Origin of the sequence: Carnobacterium sp. (genome assembly GCF_049673005.1) — a bacterium.
In the GTDB taxonomy this organism is placed as follows: Bacteria; Bacillota; Bacilli; order Lactobacillales; family Carnobacteriaceae; genus Carnobacterium_A.
The window spans coordinates 1-15186 of the sequence record NZ_JBATXB010000053.1; the positions used below are offsets into that span (position 1 = coordinate 1).

14 protein-coding genes are annotated in these 15186 nt (G+C 34.3%); all 14 read left to right on the plus strand.

The window, feature by feature from the left end; all coding sequences use genetic code 11:
• Positions 1 to 281: 281 nt before the first annotated feature.
• Positions 282 to 779 carry a mannose/fructose/sorbose PTS transporter subunit IIB gene (locus WBF61_RS04510; protein WP_424254297.1) on the plus strand — a complete coding sequence of 166 codons (498 nt, stop codon included), beginning with the start codon at positions 282 to 284 and terminating at the stop codon, positions 777 to 779.
• Positions 780 to 895: 116 nt separating this feature from the next.
• Complete coding sequence (secG, locus tag WBF61_RS04515) at positions 896 to 1132, plus strand: preprotein translocase subunit SecG (RefSeq protein WP_424254299.1); 237 nt, start codon at positions 896 to 898, stop codon at positions 1130 to 1132.
• 335 nt (positions 1133 to 1467) lie between these two features.
• A complete protein-coding gene (locus tag WBF61_RS04520) occupies positions 1468 to 2238 on the plus strand; it encodes a metal ABC transporter ATP-binding protein (RefSeq protein WP_424254300.1) in 771 nt (256 codons plus the stop codon).
• Positions 2235 to 3080, plus strand: coding sequence for a metal ABC transporter permease (locus tag WBF61_RS04525; RefSeq protein ID WP_424254302.1), 846 nt, complete (start codon positions 2235 to 2237; stop codon positions 3078 to 3080). Before WBF61_RS04520 ends, WBF61_RS04525 begins: the two co-directional genes overlap by 4 nt.
• The gene (locus tag WBF61_RS04530; protein WP_424254304.1) at positions 3077 to 4003 is read left to right on the plus strand and encodes a metal ABC transporter substrate-binding protein; all 927 of its coding nucleotides are present in this window, start codon (positions 3077 to 3079) and stop codon (positions 4001 to 4003) included. The genes WBF61_RS04525 and WBF61_RS04530 overlap by 4 nt, the downstream gene beginning before the upstream one ends.
• Before the next feature lie 200 nt (positions 4004 to 4203).
• Positions 4204 to 4959 (plus strand): alpha/beta hydrolase, encoded by a 756-nt coding sequence (locus WBF61_RS04535; protein ID WP_424254306.1) that lies wholly within the window; start codon positions 4204 to 4206, stop codon positions 4957 to 4959.
• A 5-nt stretch (positions 4960 to 4964) separates the two neighbouring features.
• The gene (rnr, locus tag WBF61_RS04540; RefSeq protein WP_424254308.1) at positions 4965 to 7367 is read left to right on the plus strand and encodes a ribonuclease R; all 2403 of its coding nucleotides are present in this window, start codon (positions 4965 to 4967) and stop codon (positions 7365 to 7367) included.
• A gap of 20 nt (positions 7368 to 7387) precedes the next feature.
• Positions 7388 to 7846 (plus strand): SsrA-binding protein SmpB, encoded by a 459-nt coding sequence (gene smpB, locus WBF61_RS04545; RefSeq protein ID WP_424254310.1) that lies wholly within the window; start codon positions 7388 to 7390, stop codon positions 7844 to 7846.
• Positions 7847 to 7988: 142 nt separating this feature from the next.
• The gene (locus WBF61_RS04550) at positions 7989 to 8459 is read left to right on the plus strand and encodes a glutathione peroxidase (protein ID WP_424254312.1); all 471 of its coding nucleotides are present in this window, start codon (positions 7989 to 7991) and stop codon (positions 8457 to 8459) included.
• A 162-nt stretch (positions 8460 to 8621) separates the two neighbouring features.
• Positions 8622 to 10601, plus strand: coding sequence for a fructose-1,6-bisphosphatase (locus WBF61_RS04555; protein WP_424254314.1), 1980 nt, complete (start codon positions 8622 to 8624; stop codon positions 10599 to 10601).
• Positions 10602 to 10702: 101 nt separating this feature from the next.
• Positions 10703 to 11377 (plus strand): histidine phosphatase family protein, encoded by a 675-nt coding sequence (locus tag WBF61_RS04560; protein WP_424254316.1) that lies wholly within the window; start codon positions 10703 to 10705, stop codon positions 11375 to 11377.
• Between the two features lie 34 nt (positions 11378 to 11411).
• Complete coding sequence (locus WBF61_RS04565) at positions 11412 to 12188, plus strand: Cof-type HAD-IIB family hydrolase (protein WP_424254317.1); 777 nt, start codon at positions 11412 to 11414, stop codon at positions 12186 to 12188.
• Positions 12189 to 12648: 460 nt separating this feature from the next.
• Positions 12649 to 13719, plus strand: a complete 1071-nt coding sequence (gene allD, locus WBF61_RS04570) for an ureidoglycolate dehydrogenase (protein ID WP_424254319.1) — start codon at positions 12649 to 12651, stop codon at positions 13717 to 13719.
• A gap of 298 nt (positions 13720 to 14017) precedes the next feature.
• On the plus strand, positions 14018 to 15186 hold a 1169-nt coding region (locus WBF61_RS04575; protein ID WP_424254321.1), incomplete at its 3' end, for an MFS transporter.

Below are 15186 nucleotides of genomic sequence, written 5' to 3' on the forward strand. Positions count from 1 at the left end.
CTTTTAAATGACACACTTTCTTCAGAGCAAGAAGAGGATCAAGAGAATAACCCTTATTTTGACGCAGTCACTAAGGCGAATGACTTGGTAAAAGCTAAATTGAATCTTATCATTCCTGATAATGAAATGGTCTATATTCTAAAAATATTTGATACACAATCAGAAGAGTAATTTTTTTGGAAACAAACTTTCTAGACTGATTTAGTCGTCTAGTAAGGTTTGTTTTACATAGTTGAGAAGTGCTTATAAATACTACTATAATAGATAAGGATGGTATTATCATGGTAATGGATATTCGTTTAGTACGAATTGACGACCGTTTGATTCATGGTCAGGTAGCAACAGTTTGGACAAAAACAATGAAAATTAATCGTATACTAGTTGTCAGTGATGAAGTTGCAAAGGACACACTAAGAAAAACGTTACTGAAGCATGCAGCACCTCCTGGAGGAACGGCTAACGTTATTACAATAGAAAAAATGATTGCTATCTATCAAGATCCTCAATTTGATGTTTTTAAAGCGATGTTGTTGTTTACAAACCCACACGACGTAAAAAGAGTCGTAGAAGGTGGAGTTAAATTCAATTCCGTTAATATTGGGGGAATGAGTTTTTCTACAGGGAAAAGAATGATAACAAATGCGGTTGCTGTTAACGCACAAGACGTCGAAGACTTTAATTATTTAAATGAGCAAGGAATTGAACTCGAAATTCGTAAAGTAGCTTCTGATAATAAAATTTATATGATAGATCTTTTGAAGAAAGAGAATATGCTTTAAACAAGAATTAAGATAGGGTTTTGAGATAGGAAATAGGGACAAACTCTTCTGGTAATTTATCTTTCATTATGGTAAAGTTAGTTGCAAGAGAAACGTTAGACAGGAGGGCAATAAACGTGTACGATACATTTTTAATTGCTGAACTTATCATATCAGTTTTACTGATTATTGTGGTTGTGATGCAACCAACTAAAACAAACAATGCAGCTAGTGCATTTACTGGCGGAGCAGAACAATTATTTGGGAAACAAAAAGCACGCGGTTTCGAAGCTGTTTTACAGCGGACAACGGTTGTTTTAGGAATTGCCTTTTTTGTAATAGCGCTAGTATTAGCCTATTTATCAACTAAATAACAAGTATGCAAAGTTACTCTGAAAAATTGTGAGTAACTTTTTTTTATGTAAAAAATTAATATCTTTTAACTAGTCTTGGAAATAGATGTAAAAATCTATATTCTTAGACTTTTTTATTTTTTTTAAGAGAACAAAATGAAATAGGAACATAGGTTTAGTACTAAATACAGAAAGTATTCGCTTACAAAAAAACCTTGGTTTAAATACTGCTAAATTCTAGATAAAATGGAAAAAAACATCAATTATTTAAGGAAAAAAGGTTGCTAAAACTAAAGTATTTAGTTATACTTTAAACGAGGTTTAGGCACACCTTAAATTTAAAAGGTGTATAAATAATGAATAGAACAAAAAAGAAAGGGCGTTACAACATGATTGAATTAAAAAACTTAACCGTTACTTATCAAGATAAACCGGCTCTTTTGGATATATCACTTAAGATTAGAGAAAATGCTATAACTGGAATCATTGGACCTAACGGAGCTGGGAAATCAACGTTGATTAAAGGGATGATGGATTTAGTTAAAAAAAATTCTGGAGTAACAACTGTAGATGGGAACTCTTTAAACAATGTGAGAAAAAATATAGCTTATGTGGAACAAAGAAATACGATTGATCTTACTTTCCCTATAAAAGTTAGCGAAACAGTTTTGCTAGGGACTTTCCCTAAACTGGGCCTTTTTCATCGTCCGAAAGAAAGGGAAAAACAAAAAGTAATAGAAAGTCTAAAGCAAGTTAAAATGGAAGAATTTAAGAATCGTCAAATTGGCGAACTCTCTGGTGGACAATTGCAAAGGGTCTTTATTGCACGTGCATTAGCCCAAGAAGCAGATATTATATTTTTAGATGAGCCTTTTGTTGGGATTGATATGAACAGCGAGAAAGTAATTATTGATTTACTTAAAAAATTGAGAAACGAAGGTAAAACAATAGTTGTTGTTCATCATGATTTAAGTAAAGTAACGACTTATTTTGATGATTTAATTATACTGAATCAAAAATTAATTAGTTATGGCCCAATTTCTGAATCTTTTACGACTAAGAATATTAAAGCTGCGTATGGTGATTCTATGGGAGACTTAATGATCAAGGGGGTTAAAGACGAATGATTGCTAATTTTATAGAAGGTTTAACAAAGTATGAATTTTTACAAAATGCTTTATTCACATCGGTAGTCATTGGGATTGTTTCCGGAGTTATTGGGTGTTTCATCATCCTAAGAGGAATGTCTCTAATGGGAGATGCGATATCTCATGCGGTTCTTCCAGGTGTAGCTGTTTCTTATATTGTCGGAGTTAACTACTTCATTGGTGCAACTGTTTTTGGTTTATTTGCGGCCTTAATAATAGGATTAGTTACTCAACATAGTAAGTTGAAAAGTGATACAGCCATTGGTATTGTCTTTAGTTCATTTTTTGCAGCAGGTATTATCGCAATATCTTTTGCAAAAAGTTCAACCGACTTGTATCATATTTTATTCGGAAACGTATTAGCCGTTACGCAAAGTGACATGATGATTACAGTAGTGATTGCGATCATTGTTATTTTGTTCGTGATTGTCTTTTATAAAGAATTACTTGTTAGTTCATTTGATCCAGTAATGGCACAAGCGTATGGATTGAAAATACACATTATTCACTATGCATTAATGTTACTGCTTACTTTAGTTGCTGTTTCAGCGTTGCAAACGGTTGGGACAATTTTAGTTGTTGCCATGTTAATTACTCCAGCTGCAACGGCCTATCTATTATCTAATAGATTGTCAGTTATGATTCTTATTGCTTCTACGATAGGTGTTGTCAGTTCAGTTGTAGGTCTATTCTTAAGTTATTCGTACAATTTAGCTTCAGGTGCAGCGATAGTATTAACAACAACAGTATTCTTTATCATTGCATTTTTATTTTCACCAAAACAGAACCTATTAATAAAGAGAAGGAAGGCTATAAAATGAAAAAAATAAAGTTAATTGTAGCATTACTAATCTTAACCGTTTTTGTATCAGCATGTGGAACAAGCAGTGAAGAAGCAAAGAGCGATAAATTACAAGTTGTAGCAACAAACTCTATACTAGCAGATATGATTAAAAACGTAGCAGGCGATAAGATTGATTTGCATAGTATCGTTCCAGTTGGCACAGACCCCCACCACTATGAAGTTTTACCTGAAGATATTGAGCGTTCAACAGATGCAGATGTTATCTTCTATAATGGATTAAATCTTGAAACTGGTGGAAACGGTTGGTTTGCTAACTTGATGGAAACGTCTAAAAAAGTAGAAGGAGAAGATTATTTTTCTACAAGTGAAGGGGTCAAACCAATGTTTCTAACTTCAGCAGGTCAAGAAACAGAGCAAGATCCTCATGCCTGGTTAGATATTAGCAATGGAATCAAGTATGTTAAAAACATTACTGAAGTATTGATTGAAAAAGACCCAGATAATAAAACAACTTATGAAGAAAATGCCACAGCTTATATTGAAAAGTTGCGTGCATTGGATACTAAAGCAAAAGCAGAATTCAAAGATATCCCTGAAGAACAAAAATTACTCGTTACTAGTGAAGGGGCATTTAAGTACTTCTCAGCAGCTTATGGAGTAACAGGCGACTATATCTGGGAAATTAATACTGAAAGCCAAGGCACACCGGAACAGATGAGTAAAATTATCGATACAATTAGAGAGAGTAAGGTACCTTCGTTATTTGTTGAAACAAGTGTAGATAAACGAAGTATGCAAAGTGTCTCAAAAGAAACAGGCGTGCCAATTTACGAAACTATTTTTACTGACTCAATTGCAAAAGAGGGAGAAAATGGAGATAGTTATTACGATATGATGGAATGGAATCTGACAAAGATTCATGAAGGGCTAAATAGATAATGATTTAAGAGAAAAAACTAGTACGAAAGAGCCATAAAAGTGGTTCTATCGCACTAGTTTTTTTAATCAATTAGAAAAAGAAACAATAAAAAATAGAAGTAAAGAGTAAATAGATGTTTCGACAGTGTTTGGGTATGAAAATGGTGAAATATAAAGTAAAATAGAAAGTAATAGGAATTGTAACAGGAGGAGATTTCACAATGGTTAAACAAACTCTGCCGCAACCATTTTTTTTTGAAAAGGGACCTAAAGCAGTTTTATTAATGCACGCATACACAGGAAGTCCGAATGATGTTAGAATGATGGGACGTGCTCTGGAAAAAGAAAATTATACGGTCTATGCACCACTATTCAAAGGACATGGTACAGTTGAACCAGAAGATATCCTTGCGGCGACTCCTGAAGACTGGATACAAGATGCAAAAGAGGCTTTAGATTTTTTGGCTGATAAAGGATATAAGCAGGTAGCAGTCTTTGGTTTATCATTAGGCGGGGTAATAGCAACGAATATTATGACTACAGAATCTATCTTAGCAAGTGGTTCATTTAGTTCGCCAACGATAAATGACGAGAAAAGCAATTTAAGACCTTCTTTTTTACGTTATGTTAGACGCATAAAAAAACTAGCTGGACAAACTCCTGAGAGTATAGAATCTCGAATGGTAACCGTTGAAAAAAATCTTGATCAACAATTAGCAGCTATTTCTAAAATGGTTTCAACGATGCAGCCAGCTTATAAAGAAATAACGAAGCCAGTATTTATTGCTCAATCCGGGCAAGATGAACTAATCAATCCACAAATAGCAATAAAGTTTAAAGATGAATTAATACATGCAAAAGTAGATTTTAAGTGGTATGAAAATAGTACACATGTTATCACTGTTGGTGTAGACAGAAGAGAGTTAGAAGAGGATGTGCTACATTTCCTGTCTGATTTGAATTGGAATGGAGAGTAAAATGAATGAAAAATAATCAAACGATAAAAGAAGCTATTTTGGTATATATGAACGAACAAAATCAAATGTCTTTCAAAGTAAAAGAATTAAGTGAAGGAATGAAGTTGACTAGTTCAGCTGATTTTAAAATGCTTGTTTCAACGTTAGCTGAAATGGAGCGCGAGGGAACTGTTTTTCTTAACAAAAAAGGTGAATTTAAAATTACTGAAAAAGATACCGTTTTATCAGGTGTTTTCCGAGCAAGTGATCGCGGATTTGGTTTTGTATCGATTGAAGACGAAGAAAACGATATTTATATTCCTATCAATCAGACGAATTTTGCATTAGATGGAGATATTGTTACAGTAGATATTCTTCGCCCAGCAGAACCGTGGTTTGATAAAGGTGCGGAAGGTAAAGTCAAAGCGATTATTGAGCGTAAATTTACTCAATTAGTTGGAGAGTTTTTCGCTTATACCGAGGAAGGCATTGAAGAAACTGGCCTATACGGTTACATTGAACCCAAAGATAAAAAACTTACAGATTTCAGAGTATTTATTGAAGAAAAAGGAATCAAGCCAGTCGATGGAGCTATTGTTTTAGTTGAACTAACATTATATCCGGATAGGGAATTTCCAAGAAGCATGCAAGGGATTGTTAAATCAATTATCGGACATAAAAATGATCCAGGTATTGATATTTTAACAATCGTCTATAAACATGGTATTCAAATTGAATTTCCAGAAGAAGTGATGAATCAAGCTAATGAAGTGCCAGACAAAGTGACTGAAAAAGATATGGAGAACCGTCGTGATTTACGTGATGAAATCCTTGTGACAATCGATGGAGAAGACGCGAAGGATTTAGATGACGCAGTAACCGTAAAAAGATTGAAAAATGGCAACTTTAAATTAGGTGTTCATATTGCAGATGTTTCTTACTACGTAACGGAAGGCAGTCCACTAGATTTGGAAGCTTACGATCGAGCAACCAGTGTTTACCTAACGGATCGAGTTATTCCGATGTTGCCACATCGCTTATCAAACGGAATTTGTTCTTTGAATCCAAATGAGGATCGATTAGCAATGAGTTGTGAAATGGAAATTGATTCAGCAGGTAAAGTTGTAAATCATGAAGTTTTCCAAAGTGTTATCCGCTCTTACCGTCGAATGAGCTATACACAAGTAAACCAAATCATTACAGATAAAGAGGATACTGTTCGTAAAGAAAACGCAGACTTAGTATCTATGTTTGAGGATATGGCTGATTTGCATAAAATTCTAGAAGGCAATAGAAAAACTCGTGGAGCGATTGACTTTGAATCTCCCGAAGCTAAAATTATTGTCGATTCACAAGGACATCCTTTAGATATTGAGCTACGCGAAAGGGGCATTGGTGAACGCATGATTGAGTCATTCATGTTATCAGCTAATGAAACAGTATCAGAGCATTACACACGTATGAAGGTACCGATGATTTACCGTGTCCATGAACAGCCAGATAGTGATCGTATGCAACGTTTTATGGAATTCGTTACAGCTTTTGGTATTTCTGTAAAAGGGCTTAGTGAAAATGTATCACCAAAAAGCTTACAAAAAGTTTTGAGAAGTGTTGCAGGGAAACCAGAAGAAACAGTTATCTCAACAATGCTCTTGCGTAGTATGAAGCAAGCCAAATATGATGTTGAACCTTTAGGACACTATGGATTGGCTGCTGATTATTATTCCCACTTTACTTCACCTATCAGACGTTACCCTGATTTAATTTTACATCGTCTGATTCGTTCATACAGTGAAGAGGGAACAAGTTCAAAACAAAAAGATAAATGGAGTAGTCTACTTCCTGATATTGCTATTCAAAGTTCTAAAATGGAACGTCGCGCAGTAGATGCTGAGAGAGAAACTGATGCACTTAAGAAAACAGAATTTATGGTAGATAAAGTTGGCGAAACATTCGAAGGGATTATTGGGTCAGTCTTAAGATTTGGTTTATTTATTGAATTACCAAATACTGTTGAAGGTCTTGTTCATATTTCTAATATGAAAGACGACTACTATAACTTCGTCGAAGAGCAACTAATGCTAGTTGGAGAGCGTACAGGTGTTGTTTATCGAATCGGTCAAAAAGTTAAAATTAAAGTAACTAAAGCTAATCCAGAAACACGTGAAATTGATTTTGAATTGATTCCAGATCCGGATGCACCAAAAGCAGATTCTTATTCTCAATTGAAAAAAAGTGGAGATAAGGATAAGAAGAAGTCAGGCGATCGAAGACCAGATAGAAACAAACAAGCTAAAGAATCAATGGCTAAAAAGAGCAGTCGTCAAGATAAAGATACTAAAAATAGCCATTCTAAAGATAAAAAGAAAAATAAGCCATTTTATAAAGATGTTGCTAAAAAAGGAAAACCAAAAAAGAAACATAGTTAAGCAAGTAGGGAGGCAAAAAAATGCCCAAAGGAGAAGGGAAACTGCTGGCTCAAAATAGAAAAGCACGTTTTGATTACACTATTTTAGACACAGTTGAAGCAGGGATTGTTCTTAAAGGGACAGAAATAAAGTCCATTAGAGCAGCAAGAATAAACTTAAAAGATGGATTTGCACGTGTTCGTAATGGCGAAATATTTTTACACAATGTTCATATTAGCCCATACGAACAAGGCAATCAGTTTAATCACGACCCTTTACGTACGAGAAAATTATTGATGCACAAAAAACAAATCGTTCGTCTAGAAAATGAAATGAAGGGCAGTGGACACACTCTCGTTCCTTTGAAAGTCTATATAAAAGATGGATATGCGAAAGTTTTAATCGGCGTAGCAAAAGGGAAGAAAAATTACGATAAACGAGAAGATTTAAAACGAAAAGATCAAAAACGCGACTTAGCTCGTTCAATGAGAGAAAGATAGAAGGAATAATCAAAAGTAGTTTGGACAAGGAACTTGTCTAAACTACTTTTTTTGAACTTAAATTGCCTCATAATGCTTAATAGGAGTGTTTCTTTATTTCCTTTGGTATACTTAATAGATACTAAAAGAAAGAAGGGTTTTTATGTCTGTTTATGATTTTACAGTAACTGAGATTGGCGGAGGAGAAGTTTCACTTAGTAAATATAAAGGGAAACCATTAGTGATAGTCAATACTGCTAGTAAATGTGGACTTGCTCCTCAATTCGAAGGACTAGAAGAGCTTTACGAAAAATACAAGGAACAAGGATTAACTGTTTTAGGTTTTCCATCTAACCAATTTATGAATCAAGAACCCCTTTCGAATGAAGAAATTGAAAGTCACTGTCAGTTGACCTATAATGTATCTTTTCCTTTACATGAAAAAATAAAAGTTAATGGAGACGATGCGAGCCCGTTATATAAGTATTTAGTTGAACAAACAGGCAATAAAGCAATCAAATGGAATTTCACTAAGTTTCTTATTGGAAAAGATGGAGAGATTGTTGAACGATTTGGCTCAATGACTAAACCAGAAAAATTAGAGGATTCGATAGTAAAAGTACTAAATGATTAATATCAGGTAAGCTAATTGGCTAAATGAGTGAAAAAGAAAAGGAAATTACCGAGTTTAAGGATAATTTCCTTTCTTTTTTGAACGTTTGAAATGGTTAGTCTATTTTATTCAACTTATGATAAAATGAAGTGGTATACATAGAAATTCCAAAGGAGAATGATCATGAGTAGTAAAAATAAATACTTAGATTTATTAGCTAAGGAGTACCCAACGATTGGAGAAACAACAACAGAAATCATTAACTTAGAGGCGATTATGAATTTACCTAAGGGTACTGAACACTTTTTGAGCGATATTCATGGAGAGTATGATGCGTTTCAGCATGTTTTGCGCAATGGATCTGGAAATATCAAAGAGAAAATTAATGAAGTTTTTAGTGATCGATTAAGCACAAAGGATAGGAATACATTAGCGACATTAATTTATTATCCAGAGGATAAAATAAAAAACCTGGTTGAAACACTAGAAGAGTCAGAAGAGATGGATGAGTGGTATCGTTTAACCTTATCTCGCCTAATTGAATTATGCGTGTACGTAGCTTCAAAATATACGAGTTCAAAGGTTAGAAAAGCTTTGCCGGCGGATTTTGCTTATATTATAGAGGAATTATTATCTAAGGATACTAGCTTCCCGAATAAGGATGATTATTACAATGAAATTATCCAAAGTATTCTTTCATTAGATCGGGCACCTCAATTTATTGCAGCTATTTCTTATCTTATCCAACGTTTAGTAGTAGATCATTTACATGTTGTAGGGGATATTTATGATAGGGGTCCTTATCCGGATAAAATTATTGAAACGCTAATGGATCATCATTCTGTGGATATCCAATGGGGAAATCATGATATTTTATGGATGGGAGCTGCGAGTGGATCGGCAGTTTGTATTGCGAACGTTCTCAGAATATCAGCACGGTATAATAATCTTGAAATAATTGAAGAGGCATACGGCATTTCATTGCGTCAATTGTTAACATTTTCTGAGATGACTTATACACAAGATGTAGTAGAAGGTTTTTATCCAAAAGTGGACAAAGAAGAAATAGATTTTTTTGAAGAAGAAATCAGGCAAATCGCAAAAATGCATCAAGCAATAGCCATCATTCAATTTAAATTAGAGGGAGCTATCATTAAAAGACAACCTAATTTTAAAATGAATGATCGGATGCTACTAGATAAAATTGATTATAAAAAAGGAACAATTTCTATAGAAGGAAAAGTTTATCCGCTAACGAACGCATATTTCCCAACAATTAATCCAGCTAATCCTTATCAATTGACTAAAGAAGAAGAAAGTATCGTTGAAAAATTAATTTATGCGTTTAAAACAAGTGAACGGCTACAAAAACATATTTCATATTTATACAATAAAGGAAGTATGTATCTAATTTATAATGACAATCTTTTGTTTCATGGCTGTGTACCGTTGAATGAAGATGGAAGCTTTATGGCATTTAAAATTCGAGAAAAGACTTATAGTGGTAAAGCTCTGTTAGATAAATTTGAAGAAGTTCTTCGTAAAGGGTATTTAACACGAGAGAAAGAAAATAAAGAGAAGCACTTAGATATGATCTGGTACTTATGGACTGGAGCTGCTTCTTCACTATTTGGTAAAAATCAGATGACTACTTTTGAGCGGTATTATATAAAGGATAAGAAAACCCATGAAGAAAAGAAAAATGCGTATTATAATTTACGCAATGATGTATCAACTTGTGAAAATATATTGATTGAGTTTGGTTTAGATCCAACTAAGGGCCACATTATTAATGGACATACACCTGTTAAAGAAAAGCGTGGAGAAGATCCTATCAAAGCAGAAGGAAGAATGATTGTTATTGATGGAGGTTTTTCTAAAGCCTATCAAAAAACAACAGGATTAGCTGGATACACGTTACTCTATAATTCTTTTGGAATGCAATTGGTTTCTCATCAGCCATTTACGTCTGTAAAACACGCAATTGAAGATGAGTTTGATATCGTGTCTACCAGGCGGGTTATCGATCGCGAAACAGAACGTAAAAAGGTAAGAGAAACAGATACGGGAAAACGGTTAACCGAGCAAGTAAAAGATTTGAAACTATTGCTAATGGCTTATTACGAAGGAGAAATCCTTCAAAAAATAAAAAATAGACCTTAGTCGTCAAAACTCATTGTATGGGTTCACTAACTGCTTATTTTTGGTACAATAGAAGATGAGTACGATAAGCATGAAAATGTTCAGTTACTGGAGGAGATTTTTTGAGTAAAGGATGTACATTTTATTTTGTTCGACACGGTGAAACCTACTTGAATCTGTATAGAAGAATGCAAGGTTGGAGTAATATTCAATTAACTGAAAAAGGAAGCGAAGATGTTCGTAGAAGTGGTAAGGGCTTAGCTAATGTTAAATTTGATGCTGTCTACACGAGTGACCTTAATCGTACGATTGAAACAGCGGGTATTATTTTAGAAGAAAATAAAGCTGCTGATGAGTTAACTATCCAGGCTATGCCTGAATTTAGAGAAGTGTTCTTTGGTTCCTTTGAAGGATTAGGTGTCGATGAAGTCTGGGCAAGCATAAACGAAGTGATGGGTTACCCTACAGTTGGAGACTTATGGTCAAAAGCAACGGTACCTGAACAAATGAATGCAACAAAAAAAGCCGATCCTTATCATCATGCTGAAAATTATATTGAATTTTGGACACGTATTGAAAAAGGTTTAATAGAACTAATTGAAAAACACCGTGATACTGGCGACACGGTATTAGTTGTAGCACATGGCAACACGATTCGTTACATGCTAAATGGATTAGTTCCTGAATTAATTGATCCTCAACCATTACTGAATGCGAGCGTATCAAAAGTTAGCTACCATAATGGATTTTATCACTTAGAAAGCTACAATCAAGTTGACCATTTTCTAGATTTATAAACTGTCTAAGGGCACATCAAAGGAGATAAAAATCTTGGAACCAAAATCATTTGTATTTTTTGATTTAGACGGTACTCTATTAAACAATGAGTCAAAAATTGAGCCAGAGGTTGTGAAAGCTCTCGAGGAAATGCAACTTAACGGGCATATTCCGTTTATTGCTACAGGTCGTAGCCCATTGGAAATAAACTTTGTGTTAGATTCAACGAGTATTGATTCTTTTATTGCGCTAAATGGCCAATATATTGTATATCAAGGTAAGGAAATACATCGAAGCAGTATATCAATAGATACACTGATTCGTTTGAAACAAGCTACTGAAGAACGAAATTTTGCTTTGTCCTTTTATACTTCTAATAAAATTAGAACCACTAGACAGACTAAGGCGTTAAAAGATGCGTATGAATTTATCCGTGCACCTATTCCATCAATAGATCATTTAGTGCATTTAAACGAAGAGATACTGATGGCGTTAGTTTTAAGTGCCGATGAAAAAGAGGATGGCTACTTTAGAAAACAATTCCCGGAATTATCTTTTTATCGTAATACACCTTACAGCATGGATACTATTCCTAGAGGTAATTCTAAAGCGACAGGAATCAAAGAGTTAATGAGCAAGTTAACGTTTGAGCACCTTCCAACTTATGCATTTGGAGATGGGCCAAATGATATCGAAATGATTGATCATGTCAATTATGGTGTTGCTATGGGTAACGGGCTGGATATTCTGAAGGATAGAGCTACGTATATTACTTCTAGTAACACTCAAGGTGGAATCATTGAAGGATTAACCTATTTTGGATTGATTTGAGATAGTTTTGAAGTGATGAATCATACTATAATAATAAAATAGATAACCTATTTAAAAAAGAAGTAGCTCAAGCTGCTTCTTTTTTTGTAATCAAAATTGGATAGAGAAAATAAATTAAACTAGTCATTAGTTATTTTATAACACAATGATTTTTAAAGTGTACATACTAGTATAAATTAGCTGAATAGGACAAAATATAGGGTTGTCTTTTAGCACATATGGACAATGTAATTTAGACGAATAGCGCTTACAATAAGAGTTGTAATGTTTAACGTAAAATAAGTTTTAAGAGGAATAAAGGAGGGATAAATAAATAAAGCGTTATGTTTTAGATGAAATAGATAGACGTTTATATCATCTTAACGACCAAAGACGCCTATTTATTAGTTGCCATTAGACATGAACTAGATTAGTCAAAAAACGGCAGCGGAAATAGAAAAGATAGAAAGAAGGTTTATAGATGGCTGAGATAGAGATGATAAAGGTAACAGAAGAAGAGTTGCATCAGTTGATTCAAAATAAACTTGAAAAAGCCGGCCTTACAAAAGAACATGCTGACGGGGTAGCAGAAACATTAGTTTTTGCAGATGCTCACGGAATTCATTCCCACGGGGCCGTTCGTGTAGATTATTATGCTGAACGAATTGCAAAAGGCGGTAGCAATGTTAATCCGAATTTTAAATTTAATCAAACAGGACCAAGCACAGGTGTTTTTGAAGCAGATAATGGCGTTGGGCATGTTGCCGCAAATGAGGCATTAAAAGAAGGGATAAAATTAGCGAAAGAAACAGGAATTGGAGTTGTAGGTGTCCATCAAATGGGACATAGTGGAGCATTAGCTTACTTTGTTGAACAAGCAGCAGAGCAAGACTTAATCGCTTTATCGGTTTGTCAATCAGATCCAATGGTTGTTCCGTTCGGTGGGGCAGAACCCTATTTTGGAACCAATCCAATTGCTTTTGCAGCACCTAGGGCAGGCCACAAGCCAGTTGTTTTTGACATGGCAACAACCGTTCAAGCTTGGGGTAAAATACTTGATGCTCGATCACGTAATGTTGATATCCCGTCTAATTGGGCAGTTGATAAAAATGGAGCTCCTACCACAGACCCACATAACGTTAAGGGATTATTACCCATTGCTGGTCCAAAAGGGTACGGATTAATGATGATGGTTGATGTTCTATCAGGAACTTTGTTGGGACTACCATTTGGAAAAAATGTTTCCTCTATGTATACAGATATTACTGCTGGTCGAAATTTAGGCCAACTGCATATTTTAATTAACCCGAGTTACTTTACTGATTTAACTGGATTTAAAGAAAATATCAATAAAATGGTGGAAGAGTTACACGAAGTCAAACCAGCTAAAGGTTTTGATCAAGTCTTATATCCAGGAGAACTTTCGACGATCGTTGCTAAAAAGTATGCGGATGATGGAATCCCGATCGTAAAAGAAATTTATGATTACCTTAAAAGCGATACAATACATTTCGACAATTATGATAAAGCAGATGCATTTGGTGAGAGATAATCTACTTAAAAAGTGGTCCCTATTAAAAAGTTAGTGAAATTTTAATTGCATAATTTATTGAATATATATACTATGTAATTAATAGAATAATTATTTTTTTTATTTAGTAGGTGTGATTACTTACTATATATGTCACTTATCCCTATCGTCAAAACACTTATAACTAGCCACATACTTGCAACTAAGCCAAAAAACTATTGTCTAATAATAAAACAATAGTAAAGTTTTAATAATCAATAAGTTTATAAATAGAGATTAGCTATTATTATAGATAATTATAAAGATGGAGGAATGAAAAATGAGCCAAGAAAGCAAAACGACTCCTAGAGTAGTTAATGGAGCAACGTACGTATCAGATAAATATTGGTGGAAAACAGTGGCTTTATTCTTCTTTGGCTGGGTTTTAATGTACGCAGACAGAACGATTTTAAATCCGATTATGCCACAAATTGCAAAAGAGTTTGATTTAAGTAATGCACAATTAGGATTAGTTAGTAGTGTTTTCTTCCTAACTTACGCAATTACACAGATTCCCTTTGGAGTAATTGGTGATAAATATGGTAGGAAAATGGTTATTGCCATCGGTTTCGTTTTTATGGGAATCGCAACATTCTTTAGTGGAATCCTTTCAGGTTTCGGTATGTTTATGATCTTTAGAGCTCTTACAGGAGTAGGTCAAGGTTCATACTATGGTCCACAATACGCATTATCAACTGAAGCGATTCCTACAAAGAATTTGACGCTTGGGAATGCAATCATAAATAGTGGAATGGCATTAGGTACATCCGCTGGGTTCTTGATTTCAAGTAAATTGGTATTAGAAAACGGCGAACACTGGACATTACCGTTTAAAGTTATGGCAATCCCAACGGTTATAGTAGGTTTATTATTCTTCTTCCTTCTAAAAGAAAAAGTTGTTCGTCCAGAAGATCAAAAAGCTGCTCACGATACAGAGGGCGATGATAACCCTGCTGAAGTGATTAAGAAAGTATCTCTTGGTGCTATTTTTAGAAACCGCAATCTTTTGTTAACATTTATTTTATGTTTCTGTTCACTTTATGGGTTCTTTGTAGTATTAACGTGGTTGCCACAATTCTTACAAGTTGAACGTGGTTTTGAAGGAACAAGCGTTGGTTTCATTTCATCTTTAGTTCCATGGGCTTCTATTCCTGGAGCGTTATTATTTGCTCGTTTATCTGATAAATTCAAACGCACAAAAATATTTGTTTTTAGTTTAGTTCCGGTTGCGATGATTTCTATTTTCGCTATTGCTTTTGTAACAGACCGCACATTGTTAATTGTTGCTTTAATTGCTTACGGTTTAACTGGTAAGTTAGCACTAGATCCTATTTTAGTAGCCTTTGTTGCTAAAAATGCACCAAAAGGTTCACTTTCTACTGCACTAAGTGCCTATAACTTTATTGGAATGTCTAGTTCAATTATAGCTCCTTTCTTAACAGGTTGGAT